The sequence below is a fragment of the Pseudomonas sp. nanlin1 genome, from assembly GCF_045571515.1.
In the GTDB taxonomy this organism is placed as follows: Bacteria; Pseudomonadota; Gammaproteobacteria; order Pseudomonadales; family Pseudomonadaceae; genus Aquipseudomonas.
The window spans coordinates 1,665,785-1,686,389 of the sequence record NZ_CP124218.1 but is presented as its reverse complement, the minus strand read 5'-3'; the positions used below and the strand labels follow the sequence as shown (position 1 = coordinate 1,686,389).

At 53.1% G+C, this 20,605-nt stretch carries 19 protein-coding genes; all 19 read right to left on the bottom strand.

Annotated features, from left to right (window positions below):
- Nucleotides 1-2: 2 nt before the first annotated feature.
- The 19 genes from QCL65_RS07865 to katB all read right to left on the bottom strand — a co-directional run bounded on the left by QCL65_RS07865 (nt 3) and on the right by katB (nt 20,319).
- The gene (locus tag QCL65_RS07865) at nt 3-1,010 is read right to left on the bottom strand and encodes an MraY family glycosyltransferase (protein WP_407315703.1); all 1,008 of its coding nucleotides are present in this window, start codon (nt 1,008-1,010) and stop codon (nt 3-5) included.
- A gap of 33 nt (nt 1,011-1,043) precedes the next feature.
- Entirely contained in the window at nt 1,044-1,994 is a 951-nt protein-coding gene (locus tag QCL65_RS07860) for an SDR family NAD(P)-dependent oxidoreductase (protein ID WP_407315702.1), read from the bottom strand.
- A 7-nt stretch (nt 1,995-2,001) separates the two neighbouring features.
- Complete coding sequence (locus tag QCL65_RS07855; RefSeq protein ID WP_407315701.1) at nt 2,002-3,342, bottom strand: UDP-glucose dehydrogenase family protein; 1,341 nt, start codon at nt 3,340-3,342, stop codon at nt 2,002-2,004.
- Nucleotides 3,343-3,348: 6 nt separating this feature from the next.
- Nucleotides 3,349-4,305, bottom strand: a complete 957-nt coding sequence (locus QCL65_RS07850; RefSeq protein WP_407315700.1) for a UDP-glucuronic acid decarboxylase family protein — start codon at nt 4,303-4,305, stop codon at nt 3,349-3,351.
- Entirely contained in the window at nt 4,302-5,096 is a 795-nt protein-coding gene (locus tag QCL65_RS07845) for a glycosyltransferase family 2 protein (RefSeq protein WP_407315699.1), read from the bottom strand. The genes QCL65_RS07850 and QCL65_RS07845 overlap by 4 nt, the downstream gene beginning before the upstream one ends.
- Nucleotides 5,093-6,646: a capsule biosynthesis protein gene (locus QCL65_RS07840; RefSeq protein ID WP_407315698.1), complete on the bottom strand. Its 1,554-nt coding sequence runs from the start codon at nt 6,644-6,646 to the stop codon at nt 5,093-5,095. The genes QCL65_RS07845 and QCL65_RS07840 overlap by 4 nt, the downstream gene beginning before the upstream one ends.
- On the bottom strand, nt 6,643-7,920 hold the full coding sequence (locus tag QCL65_RS07835) for a hypothetical protein (RefSeq protein ID WP_407315697.1): 1,278 nt from the start codon (nt 7,918-7,920) through the stop codon (nt 6,643-6,645). Before QCL65_RS07835 ends, QCL65_RS07840 begins: the two co-directional genes overlap by 4 nt.
- Before the next feature lie 77 nt (nt 7,921-7,997).
- Nucleotides 7,998-9,050: a pseudaminic acid synthase gene (gene pseI / locus QCL65_RS07830; RefSeq protein WP_407315696.1), complete on the bottom strand. Its 1,053-nt coding sequence runs from the start codon at nt 9,048-9,050 to the stop codon at nt 7,998-8,000.
- A complete protein-coding gene (gene pseH, locus QCL65_RS07825; protein WP_407315695.1) occupies nt 9,047-9,583 on the bottom strand; it encodes a UDP-4-amino-4,6-dideoxy-N-acetyl-beta-L-altrosamine N-acetyltransferase in 537 nt (178 codons plus the stop codon). The genes pseI and pseH overlap by 4 nt, the downstream gene beginning before the upstream one ends.
- On the bottom strand, nt 9,570-10,676 hold the full coding sequence (gene pseG, locus QCL65_RS07820; RefSeq protein ID WP_407315694.1) for a UDP-2,4-diacetamido-2,4,6-trideoxy-beta-L-altropyranose hydrolase: 1,107 nt from the start codon (nt 10,674-10,676) through the stop codon (nt 9,570-9,572). The genes pseH and pseG overlap by 14 nt, the downstream gene beginning before the upstream one ends.
- Complete coding sequence (pseF, locus tag QCL65_RS07815) at nt 10,673-11,374, bottom strand: pseudaminic acid cytidylyltransferase (RefSeq protein ID WP_407315693.1); 702 nt, start codon at nt 11,372-11,374, stop codon at nt 10,673-10,675. The genes pseG and pseF overlap by 4 nt, the downstream gene beginning before the upstream one ends.
- The gene (gene pseC, locus QCL65_RS07810) at nt 11,371-12,531 is read right to left on the bottom strand and encodes a UDP-4-amino-4,6-dideoxy-N-acetyl-beta-L-altrosamine transaminase (protein ID WP_407315692.1); all 1,161 of its coding nucleotides are present in this window, start codon (nt 12,529-12,531) and stop codon (nt 11,371-11,373) included. Before pseC ends, pseF begins: the two co-directional genes overlap by 4 nt.
- 4 nt (nt 12,532-12,535) lie before the next feature.
- The gene (gene pseB, locus QCL65_RS07805; protein WP_407315691.1) at nt 12,536-13,534 is read right to left on the bottom strand and encodes a UDP-N-acetylglucosamine 4,6-dehydratase (inverting); all 999 of its coding nucleotides are present in this window, start codon (nt 13,532-13,534) and stop codon (nt 12,536-12,538) included.
- Nucleotides 13,524-14,159 (bottom strand): acyltransferase, encoded by a 636-nt coding sequence (locus QCL65_RS07800; RefSeq protein WP_407315690.1) that lies wholly within the window; start codon nt 14,157-14,159, stop codon nt 13,524-13,526. The genes pseB and QCL65_RS07800 overlap by 11 nt, the downstream gene beginning before the upstream one ends.
- Complete coding sequence (locus QCL65_RS07795; RefSeq protein ID WP_407315689.1) at nt 14,152-15,366, bottom strand: hypothetical protein; 1,215 nt, start codon at nt 15,364-15,366, stop codon at nt 14,152-14,154. Before QCL65_RS07795 ends, QCL65_RS07800 begins: the two co-directional genes overlap by 8 nt.
- Nucleotides 15,338-16,234, bottom strand: a complete 897-nt coding sequence (locus QCL65_RS07790; RefSeq protein WP_407315688.1) for a phytanoyl-CoA dioxygenase family protein — start codon at nt 16,232-16,234, stop codon at nt 15,338-15,340. The genes QCL65_RS07795 and QCL65_RS07790 overlap by 29 nt, the downstream gene beginning before the upstream one ends.
- Nucleotides 16,235-16,578: 344 nt before the next feature.
- Nucleotides 16,579-17,931, bottom strand: a complete 1,353-nt coding sequence (locus QCL65_RS07785) for a chain-length determining protein (RefSeq protein ID WP_407315687.1) — start codon at nt 17,929-17,931, stop codon at nt 16,579-16,581.
- A 247-nt stretch (nt 17,932-18,178) separates the two neighbouring features.
- On the bottom strand, nt 18,179-18,733 hold the full coding sequence (locus QCL65_RS07780) for an ankyrin repeat domain-containing protein (protein WP_407315686.1): 555 nt from the start codon (nt 18,731-18,733) through the stop codon (nt 18,179-18,181).
- A gap of 80 nt (nt 18,734-18,813) precedes the next feature.
- Nucleotides 18,814-20,319 (bottom strand): catalase KatB, encoded by a 1,506-nt coding sequence (gene katB, locus QCL65_RS07775; RefSeq protein ID WP_407316733.1) that lies wholly within the window; start codon nt 20,317-20,319, stop codon nt 18,814-18,816.
- Nucleotides 20,320-20,605: the final 286 nt, after the last annotated feature.

Sequence of the window (20,605 nt, the reverse complement as noted above, 5' to 3'; positions counted from 1 at the left end):
GGTTATTCCGCACCGCCTGCGCGGAATCTGATGGCCAGCACTACCAAAGGCAGATAGGCAAGCGCAAGGCTCGTCAGACCATCAACTCGCCAGACGACTGCAATGATTGCGATCGGCAGCAGCCAGCAGGTGTTGATTAGCATGACCGCCAGAGTAACGGGTAAATGACGGCCATAGTGCCTGGCTGCGAATTGATAAGCATGGCTGCGATGTGCCTCGTAGACTTTCTCGCCCCGCGCCAGCCGCCGCAACAAGGTCAATGTCGCATCAACCACAAAGACCCCCAATAGAATTAGCCAGCCCCATAACAATTGCGGAGCGGCCCAGGCGGCGTGAAGCGACAGCCCGCCCAAGGTAATACCTAGGAAACCGCTGCCGGCATCGCCCATGAAAATCCGTGCGGGAGGAAAATTCCAATAGAGAAACCCCATTACAGTCACTGCCAGAGCTAAGGGCGCGAACAGCATTGATGGAAGCCCGCCCGCGATATAAAGCACAGTAGCACCAAGACCCACGCAAATGGCTTCGACACTAGCAATACCGTCGATGCCGTCCATGAAGTTGTATAAGTTGAGTAGCCATACGAGGTAAAGAAGGGCCAAGGCATGGCCGAACCAACCCAAGTCTAAACTGAACCCTGCTATGTCTAAGATCGGCAGCCCTCCTAACCAAACCAGAAGCCACAGGGAGGCGCTGAAATGCCCGAGCAAACGCCAGCGGGCCGCAATGTGCCCTCGGTCATCCAGGAAACCCAATACTGCGACCATCCCGCCGGCACCAACCATCCCCCAGGTGACACTCCAAGGGAGCACGCCGAGCAATGTCAACAGCGGCAAGCTGCCTAAATAAACAACTACAATAGCACCCCCCCCGCCGCGCGGAGTAGGTACGGTATGAGAACTGCGAGAATTGGGGATATCAATGATGCTTTTGGCGATCGCGTACTGGCGTAACCTCCCGGTAAGTAGCCAGCACATGAATGCTAGCAAAGGGATTATCAGAAAGAGCATTAGAAAATTTTTCCTTAAGTCAATATCACAACATCATGCATCTTTTTTGAAGCCGGCCCCGGCATTACGAATAGCGATATCAACCGATTCCTCAGCCTTCCAGCCTAGCAATTGCTTGGCTTTGCCCGTGTCGATCTGCAACGATCCATACAACTGAGTATGGATATTGCTCCGACCTACCCAACCGGCAATAAGGAGAAGTAAACTGGAAGGGCAATAAAACAGCTTCGCGCCCTTGCCCATACCTTCGCATAGCAGTTCTACCATCCGCGGAGTCGATACAGCCTGGTCATCCGCAATTAAAAAAAGCTGGTTTGCCGCGTTCGTGTGAGCAGTACAGAGGGACAGAAACGCCGTTAAATTGCGCAGAGAAATAATGCTACGTTTGTTATCGACCTTTGCCAAAGGTAAGGGCAGGCCGCTGGCGGCCAGTCGCATAAGACGGGCAAAATTTCCTGGCGCAGCAGCATCGTAGACCATCGGAGGACGAACGATCACCCACTCCATGGTTGAGGCGCCGAGCAAGGCGCGAACGCCCTCCTCTGCCTCCCACTTAGACACCGCATAGTCCGCGTGTGGCCGAGCAAGTGATGTTTCATCAAACGGAGTGCCGAATGTTTGAGCACCATTGACGCCGATTGAACTGACAAACACAAAGCGTTTGACTCCCGCCTCCAGTGCCTGCTGGGCAAAACGGAGGGTGGCATCGCGGTTGACCTTGCGGTATTCCTCCAGAGGCTGGGCCGAACTGTCCTTCATGACGTGGGCACGCCCAGCCAAATGAACAATACAGTCGACGCCCTGCAGATCGGAGAGAGCTATGCTGTCTGGGTCCTCGAGGTCGGCCACTTTGTAGGTAATACCACTGTCAGAAAGAGCCGCCCTACGGACCAGCGCTACGACTTCATTCCCCTGCTGAGCAAGCCGCTGGCACAAAGCTTGGCCTATGAAACCACCCGCACCAGTAATCAGAACCTTGGCCATAAGACTCTCAATTAATTGCCGCCGGTTTTGGACGACCTACTGTGAAGTAAAGGATCCCGGCGGCGGCCATCTCGGATGGGTTAAAAACGTTGCGACCATCTACCACGATAGGGAAATTGAGAACGCCTTTAAGCCATTCCGGCTCCAGTGCGCGGTATGCCTTCCATTCTGTGCAGATCACTAGGGCATCGGCACCAGTGACTGCCTCTTCGCGCGAGGCGCACAATTGCAGGCCCGGCCGATCGCCATAGATACGGCGACACTCGGCCATCGCTTCGGGGTCATGCGCCTTAATTTGAGCTCCAGCCTCCCAGAGGGCCTCCATCAATGACCGGCTCGGCGCATCTCGCATGTCATCGGTGTTGGGCTTGAATGCGAGCCCCCATACCGCGACCGTTTTTCCATTTAGCTGCCCATCGAAAGCTCGGTGTAACTTTTCGAAAAGCACCTGCTTTTGGCGATTATTGACCGCTTCCACCGCGATCAACAAATCAGCCTGATAGCCCACCTCCTGGGCTGTTCGCGCTAACGCTTGAACATCTTTGGGAAAACACGAGCCACCATAGCCGCAGCCGGGGTAAATGAAATGATACCCAATGCGGGGGTCTGAACCGATGCCTAGTCTGACACTCTCAATATCGGCGTTGAGGTGCTCCGCGAGGTTAGCCATCTCGTTCATGAAGCTTATTTTAGTGGCCAACATGGCATTGGCCGCGTACTTCGTAAGTTCAGCGGAGCGGACGTCCATAAACATTAGCTTGTCATGGTTACGATTATAAGGTCCGTAACAATGGCGCATGGCATCTTCGACTTTGTCAGAGTCGGTACCCACAATGATTCGAGCACCCTTGGTGAAATCGTCAATGGCCGCACCTTCCTTGAGAAACTCAGGATTCGAGCAAACGTCGAAAGGTAACTCAAGTCCGCGCTGGTTAAGAGCCTGTAACACAGTCTCCCTCACCCGATCAGCAGTCCCGACAGGTACGGTGGACTTATCGATAATCAATTTATCTGTCGTCATGTACTGGCCTATCGTACGGGCCACAGCCAAGACATACTGAAGATCAGCCTTGCCATCTTCATCAGGCGGGGTACCGACCGCGATAAATTGAAGGTAACCATGGGTAACACCCAGCTCTGCATTGGTAGAAAACTGAAGGCGCCCTGCTGCCATATTGTTGAGTATCAGTTCCTCAAGGCCAGGCTCATAGATGGGCACCACCCCATTCAGCAAACCATCGATCTTTTTTTGGTCGATATCAATGCATATGACCGAGTGACCAACATCAGCAAGACAGGCACTCGTCACCAGCCCAACATAACCACTGCCAAAGACGGTTATTTTCATTTTGCGCTACCCGACATTGACATTGCTCACCGACAGCAGATCATCAAAATATCTAATGGTTTTCTTCAAGCCTTCATCAAGCATTACCTGCGGCTCCCAGCCCAAAAGTTTGCGTGCCATCTCGATGTCAGGCTGCCGCTGGCGCGGATCATCCTGCGGTAGTGGCTTGAATATCAATTTGGACGAAGAATTAACATGAGCGATGACTCGCTCGGCCAATTGTCGGATGGTGAATTCGCCAGGGTTACCCAAATTGACAGGGCCGGTAATTTCATCCGCCGTATTCATCAATCGGGTGAAGCCCTCCACCAAATCATCGACATAACAGAAACTGCGAGTCTGGGCACCGTCACCGTAGATAGTGATGTCCTCGCCTTGCAAGGCCTGCACGATAAAATTACTCACGACCCGACCATCGTTGGGATGCATGCGTGGCCCATAGGTATTGAAAATACGGGCTATCTTGATGCGTAACCCATGCTGGCGGTGGTAATCGGAAAATAGGGTCTCGGCACAGCGTTTGCCTTCGTCATAGCAAGATCTGATGCCGATGGGATTCACCTTGCCCCAGTATTCTTCGGGTTGCGGATGGACCTCTGGATCACCGTAGACTTCGCTGGTGGAGGCTTGGAAGATCTTGGCCTTGGTACGTTTCGCCAGACCAAGCATATTAATAGCTCCGTGTACGTTGGTCTTGAGCGTTTGTACCGGGTCGAATTGGTAATGCACAGGTGAAGCTGGGCACGCCAGATTGAAGATCTCGTCCACCTCGACGTAGAGCGGAAAGGTCACGTCGTGACGAATCAGTTCAAAATATGGATTGGCCATAAGGTGTGCAATATTTCGTTTCGAGCCGGTATAAAAATTATCGACACACAGCACCTCGTTGCCATCTTGCAATAAGCGCTCGCACAGGTGGGACCCTAAAAATCCGGCACCGCCCGTTACCATAATGCGCTTCATAAGCCTTTCCTCAGAATACGATAATAAAATCCGCCCAACGCATGGGTCAGCGTAAAAATCACCGCTTTTAATGGTGATGTCCCCGGGTATTCCCTGTGGACCATATACATACGCTCAAGCATATATTTCTTTGAGCCCGATATTTGACCGACGATGCGACGATAACTCAACAGCGGGTAGCGCAGCTTGATACTGTCGCCCGTGCTTTGAAGAATTCTGAGCCAGCAATGGTAATCCTCTACAGCCTTGTAGCGAATGTCCTCATTGAATGGAAACTTCAGCATAAGCGCTCGGTTTAACACGACACTGGACGTTGGGATACGTCCTTTCCACTGTTGCTTACAGAAACTCACTCGTTCGTACCCCACTTCTTCCACCGGCGGAAACTCAAGCAAACGATCATCTGTAAAGTCTTTCATCTGAGAGCAACTAAACGCTGCGCCCTCGCGCTTTAATGCAAGCATTTGCAGTTCTAGTTTTTGCGGGTGCCAAATGTCGTCGGCGTCCAGAAATGCTATCCAATCGCCGGTGGCCTGGCTGACACCCACATTGCGCGGGGCTGCCGGTGCTCCTTTGTTTTGCGGTAAAGCCACTAGTTTTATGCGCGGGTCTTTAGACGCGTAGCCCTGCACCACCTCGCGGGTCCCGTCAGTGGAGCAATCGTCGACCACAATCATTTCCCAAGCGCTGAACGTTTGGTCAAGTACGGACTGAATTGTACGGCCAATCAATTTCTCGGCATTGTAGGAGGGTGTAATGATAGATACCCGTTCTGCGCTTGTTACATTCAACCCCTGTCTCCTCTGGGCATTTTCGCCCGCAAGCCGTCGACCCAGCGCATGCCGAGGCGTCGTTTGATTTCAATTGGCGTACGCTTTGGCTCACTTCGTTCGTAGTCGGCCAGTTGCCCCCATCGCTTGTGCAGCAAGGCCTCAACGATAGGATCCTCTCCGGCTGAATCAGAAGCGAAGGTGTCATCGTCCGCGGTCATCTGGCCGGACCGCAACATCGAGAGCAACCGTTCAGGATCTGCGCCCGCAAAGTATTCATAGCGGGTGGTCTCCACGGCTTTAACGAAACTCACATACTGGGCAAATCGATGAGAACGCAAATAGAGATAACGAAGCGTTTTACGCCGTACCCGATCAGGGTCCAGGGGAGTCCGTGCATCGGCCTGGTACAGCGAAGCTTTATCTAGAAAGGTCCGCACAAACCCGGCTTTTTGATACGTTGAGGGTCCCATGCAAATCACCTGTTTGCCACACACACCGGCCTCTACCGACGAGGATCCGCCATTCAATACGACGATATCTGCCTGCTGGATCAAATCGTAAGTACTGGCCCGTTGCTCACTTGAAATACAATGAATACCTCTTTTAGCAGCCCACTCACGGTAGAGAGCCAGTGAGCGATCACCGACGGCTTTGCCTATGTTTTCTGACCAGTTAGGATGACATCGAACAACTACTTGACCCGCGCCAATATCGAAGGCCTCAAACAGATCATCTAGCGCTTTGGTATTATCCACCCACTCGGTAAGCCATTCTTCGTGTCCGGCAAACTCATTTTTACTGCTCGGGACTACGAGAACCCGAGGCCCAGGGCCGCTTAACGGCCAAGGCGCGGGTTCGGGATTCTGGTTGTACAGCCGCCATTCCATAGAGTTGCGCTGGAGGAAGCGTTCGCCGGCTAATTTACCAGCAATGTTCGCCTGTACCGTTGTCAACGGCCGGTCATCATACTCCTCGACCATCTTATTAAGCGACAATAGCGAAAGGCAGTTAGCGTTGGGTATCAGCTGTAGGCCGTCGCCAAACCAGGTTCGCTCATGTGTAACAAATGGGATACCGGCCTGTTCGCACGCATAAGTGACAGCCCGCGTCAGGTCCATACGGCCATTGAAACAAACCACGCAATCCAGCTGATTGTCGTTTATCCACTCTAAAGTACTGGCAAATACTGATTGGATAGGCCGATGTAGGCTCTCTCTTACCGCCACCACTTCCGGCTCGTTCCATTCGGCTTCGGACTCCGTACGGTTGGCGGTGCACGAACTGGAAAGTGCTAGTTTGTTCAACGTCGCTTGATCCAGACTTCCAGGCTGGTCCCGCAAGGCGGTGATACCCTGTACAGGAAAACTCCGGATGCCGCCGAGCATGCACTTGGCGCACTCCTTCAACTTGCCAGTTCCCTTTATCGCACGCGGGTAACAATTACTGACCGCAGCGTCGCACGTGAGGTAATACACCTCGTGTCCAGCAGCCTCTACCAACGAGGACAAATAAAACAAATGCTCCACATGCGGTCTAAATGAAAAAATATTAGCGAAACCTATCTTCATGATATTCGCCGCTCGCCCCTGAGATATTGAACAATGAAAAGTAATGCGACCATCGTCAACATTGAAAGAACGATGAAAACGAACATGACTGCATTAAACGCGGACAGCACGGGCGAGATCAGCATCGTCACACACACCAGGACATACGCAAGCACCGCTACAACCGAAGCACTTCGATGCAGGTAGAGCGCTGACAACCCTGTGACCACGCCCAACAGCACCGAGAAAAACAGCACCCCGCCGCCGCCGAATATATAAAATATAGAACCCGGTAGAGAATTGAACAGCCCGGAGAACTGATAAATCGCCACCTGCCCACCCACCGCGTCGATTTTGCTATAAATGGATAGAACTCCCCCTAATAGCGGCGCCATACTGGGCAGCGCGTCTGGGTGATAATAGCTTTCCGCCAGCACCCAAAGCCCGTGCGTGATATATAAAACGGTCAGCTGTGCATAGTTATAAATATCGCAAAGAATACCGGCTTCGCACGCGCGGTACGTCTGCGTTACCTCGCCTCCTAAGTGCGCAATGAAGGTCTCCAAGTACTTCTGAGAGCTGAGCGCACTGGCGTTGGCACGAGCGTAAAACACGTAAAGCATTGCCATTAACGTGAGGCCGACCCCAATGCCGCATCGTATTACCGCCCGGCGTGACAACATGCTGCTATAACTCGCCCTCCCCGCGACGATACGCGCCGTCCAGGTTGCGCACACTGCCAACGCGGCTAAACTCAAAATCGAACGACCACCTAACACGTATGAGCCGGCGATGGCGATCAAGGCAATCCATGCCGCCAGTCTGAAGCGCTGCGCTTGGCTCAAAAGCTCGTAGTAGTAAACGCCCATCGTCAAGGTGAAAAAGTAGCAAAACTGCAGTAGGTTACCAGCCACGCTGAAGAGGGATGACACCCCGCCTGCTTCGGAGCGGGATGCGTTTAATCGAGCGCGCGTAACGACAAAACTGTCGTTGATAAAGTCAACATTCTGGTAGATGACTCGGTCGCCAATCAAAAACAGCAAACCTGCTGTGGACGCCCAACAGGCGATGACCATCACCGAATAGATACCTGCTGGCAATGCCGTCGGCGTGACAGAAGTCATTGATGCCCTGAACGGTATAATTGATGCGACTATCACGCCATGCGTCACAACGAATAATAAGTAAAAGACACTGTAGATACCGTAGGCCGCCGTCACCGAACCGCTGCGCGGAATGACTGGCGATGCCCAGTCCAATAGCAAAATAGATGCCGCGAGAAATACGACGGCCATGGGCATCGCCAGCAACCTGCGCCGCGTATCTCGCCTAGGCCGCAGATGCTCTGCAGGGTCAACCAAAGCTTGCTGACTCAAGCAATCATTCCCGGCGCAAGGGCGGTGTTAATGGGTATATCAACCGCCGCGTATTTACCTAGAAGGCTTTCAAGGTGCTTTGGCGGCAACCCGTGGCCGGGTCGCACGCTTCTCACATTGTGCCGGGTAAAAAGCTCACCCTTCGCGATATGTTCAACCGCGTAGAGCGACCGGCGGAACTGCACATTGCCCTGTTCACTGGATTTACGTCCGTAGTTTACTTCGCCCAAGGCGGCCCAAGCAGTTTTGCTGTCACGACACAACGCCGAAAGCTCTGCGGGCTCCAGCGAGAAACTATCGTCAGGCCCTCCTCCGGCGCGATCAAGCGTGAAATGCTTTTCAATGATAGACGCCCCCAAAGCGACGCTGGTAATGGCCGTGGTGTTATCCAGCGTATGGTCAGAGAGCCCGGTAACCAAACCATGACGGCCAATCATGTCCGTAATGGTGCGCAGATTGTAATCAGCCGCTGGCGCTGGGTAGCCACTGACGCAATGAAGTATCGCCAGCTCTTTGCAACCGCCCTCCCGGGCAGCCTCGACCGCTTCAAGAATTTCATCACTGTCGGCCATGCCGGTGGAGATGATCATGGGCTTGCCGGTGCTTGCTACATACTTTATCAACGCAAGGTCGACAGCTTCGAAGGAAGCGATTTTGTACGCGGGCGTATTGAGAGACTCCAGCAGGTCGACCGCCGTGGTGTCAAAAGGAGAGCTGAACAGTGTGATACCCAATTCACGAGCGCGGGCGAACAGCGGCTCGTGCCAAGACCAGGGCATATGGGCCTCTTGGTACAGCTCATACAAACTACGACCATCCCATAAACCGCCGCGTATTTGAAACTCTTCAGCGGTACTGTTCAAGGTAATGGTGTCCGCTGTGTACGTCTGTAGTTTGACTGCATCCGCACCTGCGCGTTTGGCGGCCTCAATGATAGCCAAAGCAGTTTCCAGCTTGCCGTTGTGGTTTGCCGACAGTTCAGCAATCACATAAGGTGGGGCATCGGCCGCGATGCGCCGCCCATTGATATTGATGCTCGCTATGCTCATACCTGAATTCCTGATTTCGCGTTATCCCACTCGTTAGCCAAAATTCCAAAACAGCTTACCGAGTGAAAACATTCGCCGTCGAAGTGCTGGTCACGTAATACACCTTCTTGCCGGAAACCCAGACGAGTGTGGAAACGCAAGGAGGGCTCATTAAAGCCGAGCACCTGACCGCACACTTTATGTAATTTTAAATCCTCAAACGCGTAGGCCAAGGCTAGCTTTCCGAGCTGCTGTCCCCGACCTTTTTCTGTACCAGGAGCCATATAAAACCCCCAGTCGGCGACCTTTCCGGTCATATGCTCAGTAAGGCTGGCGAACCCCTGACGTTTATCATCCACCTCAAATACCATTAGGTGTCGTCGCGGATCCTGAGAAGCCGATTCAAACCAGCGGCAGTGCTGCTCCCACTCTATGATCTGCTGGTTGTACATAAAGCGACGAACCTCCCAATGATTGCGCCAGGCCCACACGGTCTCGAGATCGGCTTGAACCATTGGTCTCAGCCTAGGGCCGGAGGTCTTATCGTGCGCCATTAAGCGCCTCCATTCTGGCGATCACGGTCTTAACACCTTGGCCATCGCAAACAGAACTGGCACTCAGACTCATCGATGCCAACTTCGAACCCGACAACAGTTGCTTGATCAACAAGGGCAGGGTTCGAAACAAATCGTCATTATTTTCCAACAGCGCTGCACAGCCTGCGGCTTCCAAGGCAAGCGCACCTCTGGATTGGTTGTCAGCCAGGATCAGCAGTACCACAGGTAGACCCATGCAGCAGCGCTCCCAGGACGTCCCACCGGCCGCGCCGATAGCGAGATCAGCCCTCATCATCCAATTTGCCATGTCACTGACACCTATGGATAGAGTCGTCGGCCACGGCATTGACTCCACTGATGCGCGTACTTCTGCCTGCCAAGGCGAGTGGGCGCCAAGTATCACGTCAAACGCCAGAGGCTGGTCTGACTTCAGCTCTTTCAAGGCTTCGAGAAGAGCGCCGGTCACATTTCCAGGATCGGTACCGCCCATCGAAATCAAAACTCTATGTGGGCGCTCATGCTGACGCCGCCTTAGGCTTTCGGCCCTTTTTTCCGTAAATTCCGAACGGATCAGAGCAAACCTGCTGCCTAACAATGTCTCGCAAGCATCGGGAACAAGATGGGCGTAATCGAGCGGCTGTCGACCGAGGTTTTGATCGAGCAGCAAGTCGCAACAGTGTGTGCGATTCGCGAGATCATCAATCACTAAGATACGAAGACCTGACATCATTTTTTTTGCGATGCGGTGCCAGCCGTGGTCAATCGCATAATGGTCGACGATAAGCCACTGGGCATTTACTCGGGTCAGGATAGGTAACGAGTCCCGGACGTCTTCAGCTTGGGTTGCGCCTAGCCAGGCCGCATAGCCAGATGAAGCCTGCTCGGCATTAGCCGCAGGACGAAGTCGATGGACCAGGAAGTCCTGCCTTTCTATTTCTGCACAAAGGTCGCCCAGCTGCTCTCGGCAGATGAAATGACACTCGGCACCCCGTGCGCGGAGGCCGCCCGCCAGTGTGAGGCATCGCATGACATGACCGGTTCCCATGGGGATCGACGCGTCGCAACGAAAAACTACGGTCGTGCCTTTCAAGAGTCAGGCCGTGAAGCGAGGAGCATGTTGTGCATCAGTTCTGCACGTACCCAGTCTTCTGGGGTGTCGATATCCTGAACTCGATACGACGGCAAAATCACGGCGGCGGCATTGGGCGTGAAGATAGGCCGACTGTCGAGCCAGGCTCTTGCGGTCCCCCAATAAAATTGTCCGGCGTCGTGGTAGGCCTCGTCCAGATCTTGAGAGCGGGTATGGAAGTATTGTGGCTCGAACATCTGCACTCGCCCATTGCCGGTAAGCTTCAAGGCCCGTTGAATGGGAAATGCATAACGCGTAACGGAAAAGGCATAGTCAGTCGCGCCCTGCTGTAGTGAATCCAGGCCCTTTCTGATGTCATTTCCGTCAATGAAAGGGGCGGTGGCGTATATACAGCAAGCTTTATCCACTGACCCGACGTTGTCGCAAATCCATTGGACGGCGTGGCGGACGACTGGAATCGTACCGGTGTAATCATCGGCCAACTCGAGAGGCCGCATGAAAGGCACTTGGGCACCGTGATCTCTAGCCACTTCCGCGATTTCCATATCATCGGTAGACACCAGCACTTGATCGAAGCTGCCACTGTTAAGCGCTGCCTCAATTGACCAGGCGATCATCGGCCTCCCACCAAACATTTTTATGTTTTTGCGTGGGATACGCTTGCTCCCCCCGCGGGCAGGGATGACGGCGATTTTCATACTTTCAATGCCCGAGCCAACGCGACCACTACTTGGTCCTGCTGAGCCTCCGTCATTGTGTGGAACAAAGGCAAGCTGATCGCTTCGGCGTAAAACCGTTGCGATTCTGGATAGGCCTCAGGCTGAAAGCCAAGACGGGCGTAGTAGGGCTGAGTGTGAACAGGAATGTAATGCAGATTCACACCGATCCCTTGTTCGCGGAGCGAGTCAAAGACTTGCCGATGGGATGGAGCGATTTTGTCCAGTTGCAGACGGATGACGTAAAGGTGCCAGCCTGAATAACCGTCGGCGTGTTGCCAGGGAGTTTTAACAGGCAGGTCCGCTAGCAACTGATCGTAGCGCACCGCCAATTCATGGCGACGAGCGACATAGTCGTCCAACCGATTCATTTGGCTGACACCCAATGCGGCCTGCAACTCAGTCATCCGATAGTTGAAGCCCAGGTCGACCTGCTGGTAATACCAGGGACCGTCTGCGGCGTGGGTCATGGCCTGAGGGTCACGCGTAATACCGTGGCTGCGTAACAATGACATACGTGCGGCCAGGTCCGCGTCATTGGTGAGCGCCATACCGCCTTCGGCCGTAGTGATTATCTTTACAGGATGAAAGCTGAAGACGGTGATATCGCTGTACCGGCCACTGCCGATGGGGTGATTGTTGTATTTGCCACCAATAGCGTGAGAAGCGTCTTCTATGACTTTAAAGCCATAGCGCAACGCTAACTCATGAATCGCCTGCATATCACACGGCTGGCCGCACATGTGTACGGGTACGAGTACCTTCGGCAAGCGGCCTTCACGCTCCGCCAACTCCAGTTTTCGCGCGAGGGCTAAAGGGCACAGGGTGTAAGTTTTGGGATCGATATCGACGAAATCTACCTGAGCCCCGCAGTACAAACCGCAGTTAGCCGAAGCAACGAACGTAATGGGCGTGGTCCAAAGATAATCGCCAGGGCCGAGCCCCAATGCAAGACACGCAATATGCAACGCGGACGTCGCACTATTCACAGCTATCGCGTGATTGGCACCGACATGATGGGCCACCCGCTTTTCGAATTCTGGAACCTGGGGACCTTGCGTCAGAAAATCCGACTGCAAGACTGCGACCACAGCATCGATATCCGCTTGGGTGATGTCCTGGCGACCGTAGGGGATCATGCGTTCAAATACTCCCTATCTTGTCCTGATTCACTCGAATCCAGTCTAAGAGATCGTCATCGCTCATCCACTGGCTGTTGGTGTCGCTGGAGTAAACGAAACCCTCTGGGACCTTCACCCCATCCTTGATACGCGTTGGGCATGTGGCCCAGTCATGAATCACCGGCAATATTTTGAAGTGTTCTGGGTATTCGTAGGTGTAGTAAGCATCCTCGGCACTGATCATCTGCTCGTGCAGCTTTTCCCCTGGACGAATGCCGACCACTTTTTGGCTCGCGTCGGGTGCCACAACGCGCGCGAGGTCAGTGACCTTCATCGAGGGAATCTTCTTAACGTAGATTTCACCGCCTTCCATGTCGTCGAAGGCATGCCAGACCAGCTCAACGCCCTCTTCCAATGAGATCATGAAACGAGTCATGCGCTCATCGGTAATGGGCAATTCGCCTTTATCCTTGATCGACATGAAGAATGGAATGACTGAACCCCGTGACCCCATCACATTGCCGTAGCGCACGACGGCCATGCGTGTGTCATGACCGCCTGCATAGGAGTTGCCGGCCACAAAGAGCTTGTCGGAGGCTAACTTGGTAGCACCGTAGAGGTTGATTGGGCTACTGGCCTTGTCGGTTGAAAGCGCTACCACTCGCTTCACGCCTTTATCGATGCAAGCATCAATAAGATTCATGGCACCATTGATATTGGTTTTTATGCACTCGAATGGATTGTATTCAGCAGTGGGGACGATCTTGGTCGCGGCGGCATGCACCACGTAATCTACGCCGTCCAGTGCACGGTAGAGCCTGTCTTTGTCGCGCACATCACCAATGAAAAAACGCACCCGCGGATCGCCTTCGAATTTCTTCGCCATGTCCCACTGTTTCATTTCATCGCGGGAAAAAATGATGATCTTTTTGGGGTTGTATTTAGCCAGCGTCATAGGCACGAACGTATTACCGAACGACCCGGTCCCCCCTGTAATCAAGATCGTTTTATCACTCAACATGTTGCACACCCTCAAAACCTAAACGAAATTTAATCAATTTTGCAGGGCTCCCTGCGACAATGGCCCCTTGCGGAACGCTTCGAGTAACCACCGCGTTAGCACCAATTATGGCGTGAGAACCTACGGAAATCCCCGGCATTAATACAGAATTCACGCCTAACCACACATCATCCCCAATGATAATAGGCTTATCGTAGAGGGCAAGAAAATCATCACGTGAAATACGGCGCTCCTGCTCTCTGATAGTGATTCCCGGGTACTGGTCATGGACATGGGACGAGGACGAAACAAATACATTCGGGCCGAAGAGACACCCTGCCCCGACGACAACGTCCCCATTGATGGTGACATTCCGCTGCAGCGTAGTCCCTGGACCCAGGACTATTTTCCGTGAGGCAGACAGCTCGACGCCGTCATTAGCCCAAACGCCATCACCCACAGTAATGAGCCCGGTACCGGCATCGAGCAAAACTTTTTTGAGCGTCGCTCGACGACCGATAGTGATAGTGCCCCCAACGGAAACCTTAGCCAAAGGATAGAACAGTGAGTGCCTAGTCAGCGCTTTGAAAAACAGAGACCACGCACGCCAGCGTGAGAACAGGAGCCGCCATAATCGCTTAGCCAAGACTTGCTCTCCAAGATAACATTACCAAACCCAGCCACGAGGCAAAAAACCCAACCGCTACGAATGACATAAAGGTGGTGAGATCCGGCGCGCCCCCTGCCTGGGCATAGATTAGCCCATAACAGGTAAACAGCAGCACGGTCAATGACTGCACAGCGACGACCGAATTTTTTTTACCCATGACCAACAAATAGGTACTGAAGAAGTCGGATGAACGAAATAGCGCCGCCAGTAAAAAAAAAGCACTTAACAAAGGGCCAGCGCTTATCCAACTCGCGGAAAACCATGGATTTTGCAGTATCCATAACCCAAAAGACAAACACGGCAGTAGGACAAAAAAGACGGCCCCTGATACTCTCAAAACATATAGAAAACCTTGCCTGGGGTCACGTTCACAAACGGCCGGCAACAGTGTAATGACTCGAGTGTTTATCAACTGCTGTAGCGCTAGGCCAACCATCGCGCACAATGACAGATATGAAAACCTTGAAAAATCTGCAATAGGCATAACATAGGCTGCCAGAAGTCGATCAGCGTACTGAATACTGGCCCCGACCAATGTCACAGGCACGTACTTCATACAAGCACTGACGAAAGACCAAGAGGGCAGTCCAAACATGCCTATAAAACAATACAGCCCTTTTCTGTATAGCACGACCCCCATGAAGGCTTCACACATAATCGCCCATTCGGCTTTGGCTGTGACCAAGCCACCGACCAACCCGGCCAATGCAATAAGAGCATTTCTGAAAAAAAGCTGCCGCGCATACTCTAAAAATTGTGCGCGACTTTTAGTGACCAACAGGTCGACGGTAAACAGAAAATAGACAATAACTTGAATCAAAGCAGGCAGCCATATGAAGGCAGTCACACCCACAGCAAGACTATAAGCAATAACGCCCACCGACAATAGCCCCCACGAAAGGGCCCCCACTCGCTTGACACCCTCCACGAAAGGACGCAACTTAGCATCATTCTCAACAATTAATGGCAGCTCAATATGACACCTGATGATGACTCCAGAGCCAACAGCCAATACACCGAAACCCAGCACCAATAAATAATAGTTGAAAAGCGCGTATTCTGCACTGGACAATAAATGAGCATAGAGAAACCCTTTGAGCGCCACAATAAAAGAGGCGGATCCCGCATACACTACATAAGACCATGCTGACAACTTATACGATAATTTTTTGATCAGCAACATCAGCAACGCAACTTATTTCAGGATAGGTATTGATAGCGTACTCAAACTGTAAAATCAGCCTTGGCTGACCTACGGGAGTCAGGCCTTTGTGAACGGTAATGGTGTCCTCAATCAAACAAGACCCGGCAGGCCCGATAACGCTGATAATATTTTCCTCACCATAAGCGTCTTCAATCTCTTTATCAGTAAAACGCTTGGATTTGAAAAAATTATTTTCGTATTTGATGATTCGATTGGAGCTTTTTACATACACATGCGGCCCATCTTCCGCGCCCACGTCAGTCAGGTAGAAAAAAAATTTTACAAACTTCAAATCATCCAGATCAAAGTGATATACATGCGCATGTTTTTCACGATCGGCCTCACTTGCCAACACAGGGAAGGTCCACCACATATTGATGCTCATGAGCTTGGGTTCGACTCCTAAATAGCGCGCCGCTACGGCGAGTAAAAAGGGGTCATTGGCCAAACGATGTATTTCCGGATCAGCATCCACATTGAAATATTGAGCCAGTAATAAATTTTTGCCTAAAAGGGCTTCAGCCTTTTCTCGGTCTTTGAGGAAAAAACCTTTACCCTGATCTCGATCCGCGAAACAAGGGTTTGATTCAGCGTATTGCCGTAAGTACTTGACCTGTGGGGCCGGCAGAAAAGGCCCTGTTACGGCACCATCCTGCTCCAGCTCGGCAACGACATGCTCGATAGCCTGCCGATCAAAAGCAGTGTAAGACTCTGAAGCCCGGCTCATCTGCCTGTCGATGAAAACCGCCATGCGGTTGCGATTCACGAACGCCAGGCATTTCCACGCCATAACTCTAGGTAAGCGGCGCTTGAATAGGCCGCGCATGACTCTATATTTGCTCAGCATGGCTGCCCTCAACCCTAGCGATCCGTGTTAGGCCCAAGGTACGCATTCCGAGGTACCCAAGGCAGAAAAATCTCGATTCGACTAAGCGTAGACCTTGATGCACACCCAGCCCCACAGCAGGTTAGGTAAATACCCACCCACTTTCGAGCGAGGCATTCTCTCATAGGACGCCGGGAATTGTCGTGCATGTCCCATACCTTGAATAGGGCCGTCACGTTCCCGAAGCCCTACGGCGGTCATGCCAACAAACCTTCAGACTGCGCGTAAAAGCGCTTTAAGAAACCGGACCTTTGTTCCAGGCCGCGCATTGCGCGAATGAAAATCCATCTCGTAACAGCCGGGCGCTAAGCCCGCTTTTCGACCAGTGTCGCTGCGGTGGTTAACGGCGCGCCCTCGTGAACAAGCAACGGAGTGCTCCGCGCGTTGAAACGCAGCATGTTGCGCAGCAACGCTGCGACCGCCCCGACCAGGACACCCAGCAATAAGCCAAAGCTCAGCAGCATTAGCTTACGCGGCCTTAAAGGAGCGGATGGCTCGGTAGCAGGGCGGTCCACCTGAATCAGCCTCAGTTGAGCAGAGTCCATCTTCAAACCTTGTAGGCGATTGATTTCAGCCCTCATGTCATCTATCCCGGCTAGAAAAATATCTTCACCCTTCCTAGCATTCAGCGCCTCTACCTTCCGGTTATTCAGCAGCATTTGGAGTTCTTTGTGAATTGCTTGGATACGCGGACTGGTGAAATCATCTGAGCGTCTCTTGAGCAACACGGCGCGCTCCGCTTCCAAGGCATCCGATCCCAAGAAATAAAGAGGTAGAGTTTCATTACTGATGTCAGTGCGAATGGAGCCACTCGCAAGCTCCGCAGCGCGAGTCGCTAGCGTGGAGCGCGTGGCTGGATGTACGAGCTTGAGACTCCTGGCGATAGTTATCGCCTCGTCCAACTGCTGAACTCGCGCTGCTCGTGTAGCCTTCAGCTCAGACCGCAACGCCTCCAACTCATCAAGCAGTTGCTTGCGCTTCATCTCATCCTCTTCAGTGAGCATCGCAACGGTAAGAGCCTTACCCGATTCATAGACCACTCGAGCCCCGGACACCCTGCGTTCGAGCTCGGCAATCCGATTCGCGATAATTACATCCAGGTCGCTTTTGATAGAGGCTCGCTCTTGCTCAACCGTGAATTCGACGAAACGATTGAGCACGTCGACCCCGCGCTGCCCCCCATGGTAATTGAGTGTGGCAACGACCTGCGTAGGGGTGTCTGATATCGCTTTTGAGCTAGGCCTGCGCAAATAGAGGTCACGACTTTCGAATGCCTGAAAAAGCTGTTCCCACTGTTCATCCTCTACTTGTGGCTTACCGAATAGTTCTCGGTTGTTTTCGAAAAATTCCGCGCGATGCGCATAGGAGTCCAATGCGAGAGCCACCCGGGCCAACGCTTCATCAGGGCTTAGTGAATAGAGGCCAGAACGATTGAGTTCGTCTAGGTCGTGCAAGGGTGGTGGGCGCAATACCAACTTTGTCTGAAACAGCGGGGTGGCTATAAATGCGTAGGCCAGAAAACAAAAAGCGACGCCTATAGCCACCAGCGAGACGAAGCCTTTCTGCCCCCAGATAATTTCAAAGACGCCGCCGAGATCTGTAGAGGTAGGATGAATGAACGGAAGAGCTTGTCCAGACGGACGAGAGTTGGCTGTCAAAACGGTAACCTAGCGAAAAAGGAGCGGGGTTGGCGGCTTCAATATCATCAGCGCTACATGGGCGCCACCTGCCAGAAGCCGTCGCATTTTTCGCTATCCGCGAGAACATTAAAGCCAGTCAATTCCCTTAGGTGTGTAGGAATTTTCCCAGGCGGCAGCGAATCCTATGCGCCAGCATTGCCTGTCGTTGTCATCCGGCCTAGCTGTCAAACCAACTAGGGCCGGCAAGTCGCCACTTCTGCTACCCTCACCGCACCGGAGCCCCCTCAAACTCCCCCCGCTGCAAATTATCCACCCCATTGCCCACCGCATCCCTGGCCCCCAGGTCTGCCCCCTTGGCGGCAAGCTCATCCAGGACGTCCTTACGCTGAAACAACGCCGCATACATAGCAGCGGTCTGCCCAGCGTTGTTACGCTGGTCCGGCGAGCAGTTGGCGTTCATCAGGTCTTTGGCGATGCTTAGTTCGCCTTTGAAGATTGCACCCATCAGGGCGGTGTTGCCGCGCTTGTCCTGGGCGCAAGGGTCGGCGCCGGCGCTGATGAGTTGCTGCACGGCTTCGCGGTGGCCATGGTAGGCCGCGAGTATGAGGGCAGTGAAACCGCTGCTGTCGCGGGTGTCGAGGCTATATCCGGCGTCGATGAACTCTTTGAGCATATCTTGGCGGCCATTGCGGGCAGCGTCGAAGTAGTAGTCGCGTAGTTGGGATTGGACAGCGGCGGCGTCTGCCGGCGCTGGGTTGGGCTCAGCGGCCCAGAGAAGGGTTGGGCTGAGCATGATGCTCAGCAATAACAGGATGCGCATGATTCAGGCCTCCGAAGCTGCAAGTGGGCCCATTGGGGCTACGCGTGGCGGCCCCAATGGGTAAGCGCTACTTACAGAACCTAGTCTTCCAGCTTGCTTGCCAAGTCTTTGACCTTGGCGAGGTCGGCATTAGCGACTTTGGCGACACCGGTGCCGTACTCTGGGTCGGCTTTGTAGAAGAACGAAGCCATGATGTCTTTCGCTTCAGGATCGGCAGCGGCCAAAGAACCGCCCAGGCTGTTGATCAAGTCATCACGCTCTTTTTTCGAGTAGGAACGGTAGAGATCACCGGCCTGCTTGAAGTTCTGCTGGCGCTGAATGGGCGCTTGCTGAGTATTGCCTACCAGTTTCAGCTGGCTGTACTTGGCCTGCGGGTCGGCCGGACGCGGTTCGCGGCGGCTGGGCTCGTAGTTGGTGCCACTGGTGGTATTGCCGTGGTTCAAAGTACCGTCTTGGTTGCCATTGTTGACGGCCACACGAGGGCGGTTGATCGGCAGGCTGAGAACGTTGGTACCGACGCGATACAGTTGGGTATCCGCGTAGGAGAATACGCGGCCCTGCAGCAGGCGATCTTCCGAAGGCTCGATACCCGGTACGACGTTGGCGGGGGCCATGGCCACCTGTTCGGTTTCCTGGAAGTAGTTATCGACGTTCTTGTTCAAGACCATCTGGCCGATCTTGCGCTCAGGTACGTCGGGCCAGATCTTGGTTGCGTCGAGCGGGTCGAAGTCGAACTTGGCCAGATCCTCAGGCTTGAGCACCTGAATGTACAGGTCCCACTTAGGATAATCGCCTTGGTTGATGGCTTTGACCAAGTCGTTGCCCAAGTGGCTGTAGTCTTTACCCTGGACCTTCTCGGCCTCGGCAGGGTCAAGGTTCTTCAAGCCTTGCAGGCTCTTCCAGTGGAACTTCACGTAGTGCACTTCACCCTTGGCATTCACCAGTTTATAAGCGTGCACGCCGTTGCCGTCCATAAAGCGATAGCTGGCCGGCGTCCCCTCGTTGGAGTACAGCAAGGTCAAGGTACGGGTTGACTCTGGAACATGGGAGAAGAAGTCAAAGCGACGGGAATCGTCATCCAAGTTGGTGCGTGGATCCGGTTTGAAGGCATGGACCATATCGGGAAACTTGATGGCGTCACGAATAAAGAAAGTGGGGAAGTTATTGCCCACCAAATCCCAGTTACCGTCGGCCGTGTAGAACTTGGTGGCGAAACCGCGCGGGTCACGCAGGGTTTCAGGCGAGTGGTTGCCATGCACTACCGATGAGAAACGCACGAATACCGGGGTGCGCTCGCCGGAGGAAAAAACTTTAGCCTTACTGAGTTCAGAAATATCGGCCGATGCCACGAATTCGCCATGGACCCCAGTGCCGCGGGCGTGGACGACGCGCTCGGGAATGCGCTCACGATCGAAGCGCTGCAGTTTTTGGATCAGTTGCACATCTTGCAGAAGTGCAGGCCCCACGGAGCCGGCGGTTTGCGAATTTTGGTTGTCGCCTACGTGGGCGCCATTGTCGCGGGTCAGCGTGTCTGCCAGCGCCGGGTTCAGCCAAGAGAGGCTCAAGCCTAGTAGCCCCGCGGGCATTATCAACTTGCTTGTTCTCATTATATTGTCCTCGAAACACGGTTAGGATGTAGCCCATACCGAGTTTGGAAGATTAACTATTTTTTTATAAATAGATTGTCTGTCTCACTGCGATAGTAATTTGCAATGAAGCAATAGGGTATGCCAAACACAGACAGTATCAAAATGATATCAACTAAGGTTTAGGGCGAAAATAAGCGGTATTGATTGTGAATAGTGGCGTTTATGATTGTTTTGCTATCGCACTAAGGCATTGCCACTAAGTTTCGGATCCTAATATATTTCG

Bases quoted from the DNA above. Each gene is read 5' to 3' on its own strand.
- QCL65_RS07865 (WP_407315703.1), bottom strand. From the start codon at position 1,010: ATGCTCTTTCTGATAATCCCTTTGCTAGCATTCATGTGCTGGCTACTT.
- pseI (WP_407315696.1), bottom strand. From the start codon at position 9,050: ATGAGCATAGCGAGCATCAATATCAATGGGCGGCGCATCGCGGCCGAT.
- QCL65_RS07795 (WP_407315689.1), bottom strand. From the start codon at position 15,366: ATGTTGCTGATCAAAAAATTATCGTATAAGTTGTCAGCATGGTCTTAT.
- katB (WP_407316733.1), bottom strand. From the start codon at position 20,319: ATGCCCGCGGGGCTACTAGGCTTGAGCCTCTCTTGGCTGAACCCGGCG.
- pseC (WP_407315692.1), bottom strand. From the start codon at position 12,531: ATGATCCCCTACGGTCGCCAGGACATCACCCAAGCGGATATCGATGCT.
- pseB (WP_407315691.1), bottom strand. From the start codon at position 13,534: ATGTTGAGTGATAAAACGATCTTGATTACAGGGGGGACCGGGTCGTTC.
- QCL65_RS07790 (WP_407315688.1), bottom strand. From the start codon at position 16,234: ATGCTGAGCAAATATAGAGTCATGCGCGGCCTATTCAAGCGCCGCTTA.
- QCL65_RS07850 (WP_407315700.1), bottom strand. From the start codon at position 4,305: ATGAAGCGCATTATGGTAACGGGCGGTGCCGGATTTTTAGGGTCCCAC.
- pseH (WP_407315695.1), bottom strand. From the start codon at position 9,583: ATGGCGCACGATAAGACCTCCGGCCCTAGGCTGAGACCAATGGTTCAA.
- QCL65_RS07780 (WP_407315686.1), bottom strand. From the start codon at position 18,733: ATGCGCATCCTGTTATTGCTGAGCATCATGCTCAGCCCAACCCTTCTC.
- QCL65_RS07835 (WP_407315697.1), bottom strand. From the start codon at position 7,920: ATGGCCGTCGTATTTCTCGCGGCATCTATTTTGCTATTGGACTGGGCA.
- QCL65_RS07860 (WP_407315702.1), bottom strand. From the start codon at position 1,994: ATGGCCAAGGTTCTGATTACTGGTGCGGGTGGTTTCATAGGCCAAGCT.
- QCL65_RS07840 (WP_407315698.1), bottom strand. From the start codon at position 6,646: ATGAAGATAGGTTTCGCTAATATTTTTTCATTTAGACCGCATGTGGAG.
- pseF (WP_407315693.1), bottom strand. From the start codon at position 11,374: ATGAAAATCGCCGTCATCCCTGCCCGCGGGGGGAGCAAGCGTATCCCA.
- QCL65_RS07855 (WP_407315701.1), bottom strand. From the start codon at position 3,342: ATGAAAATAACCGTCTTTGGCAGTGGTTATGTTGGGCTGGTGACGAGT.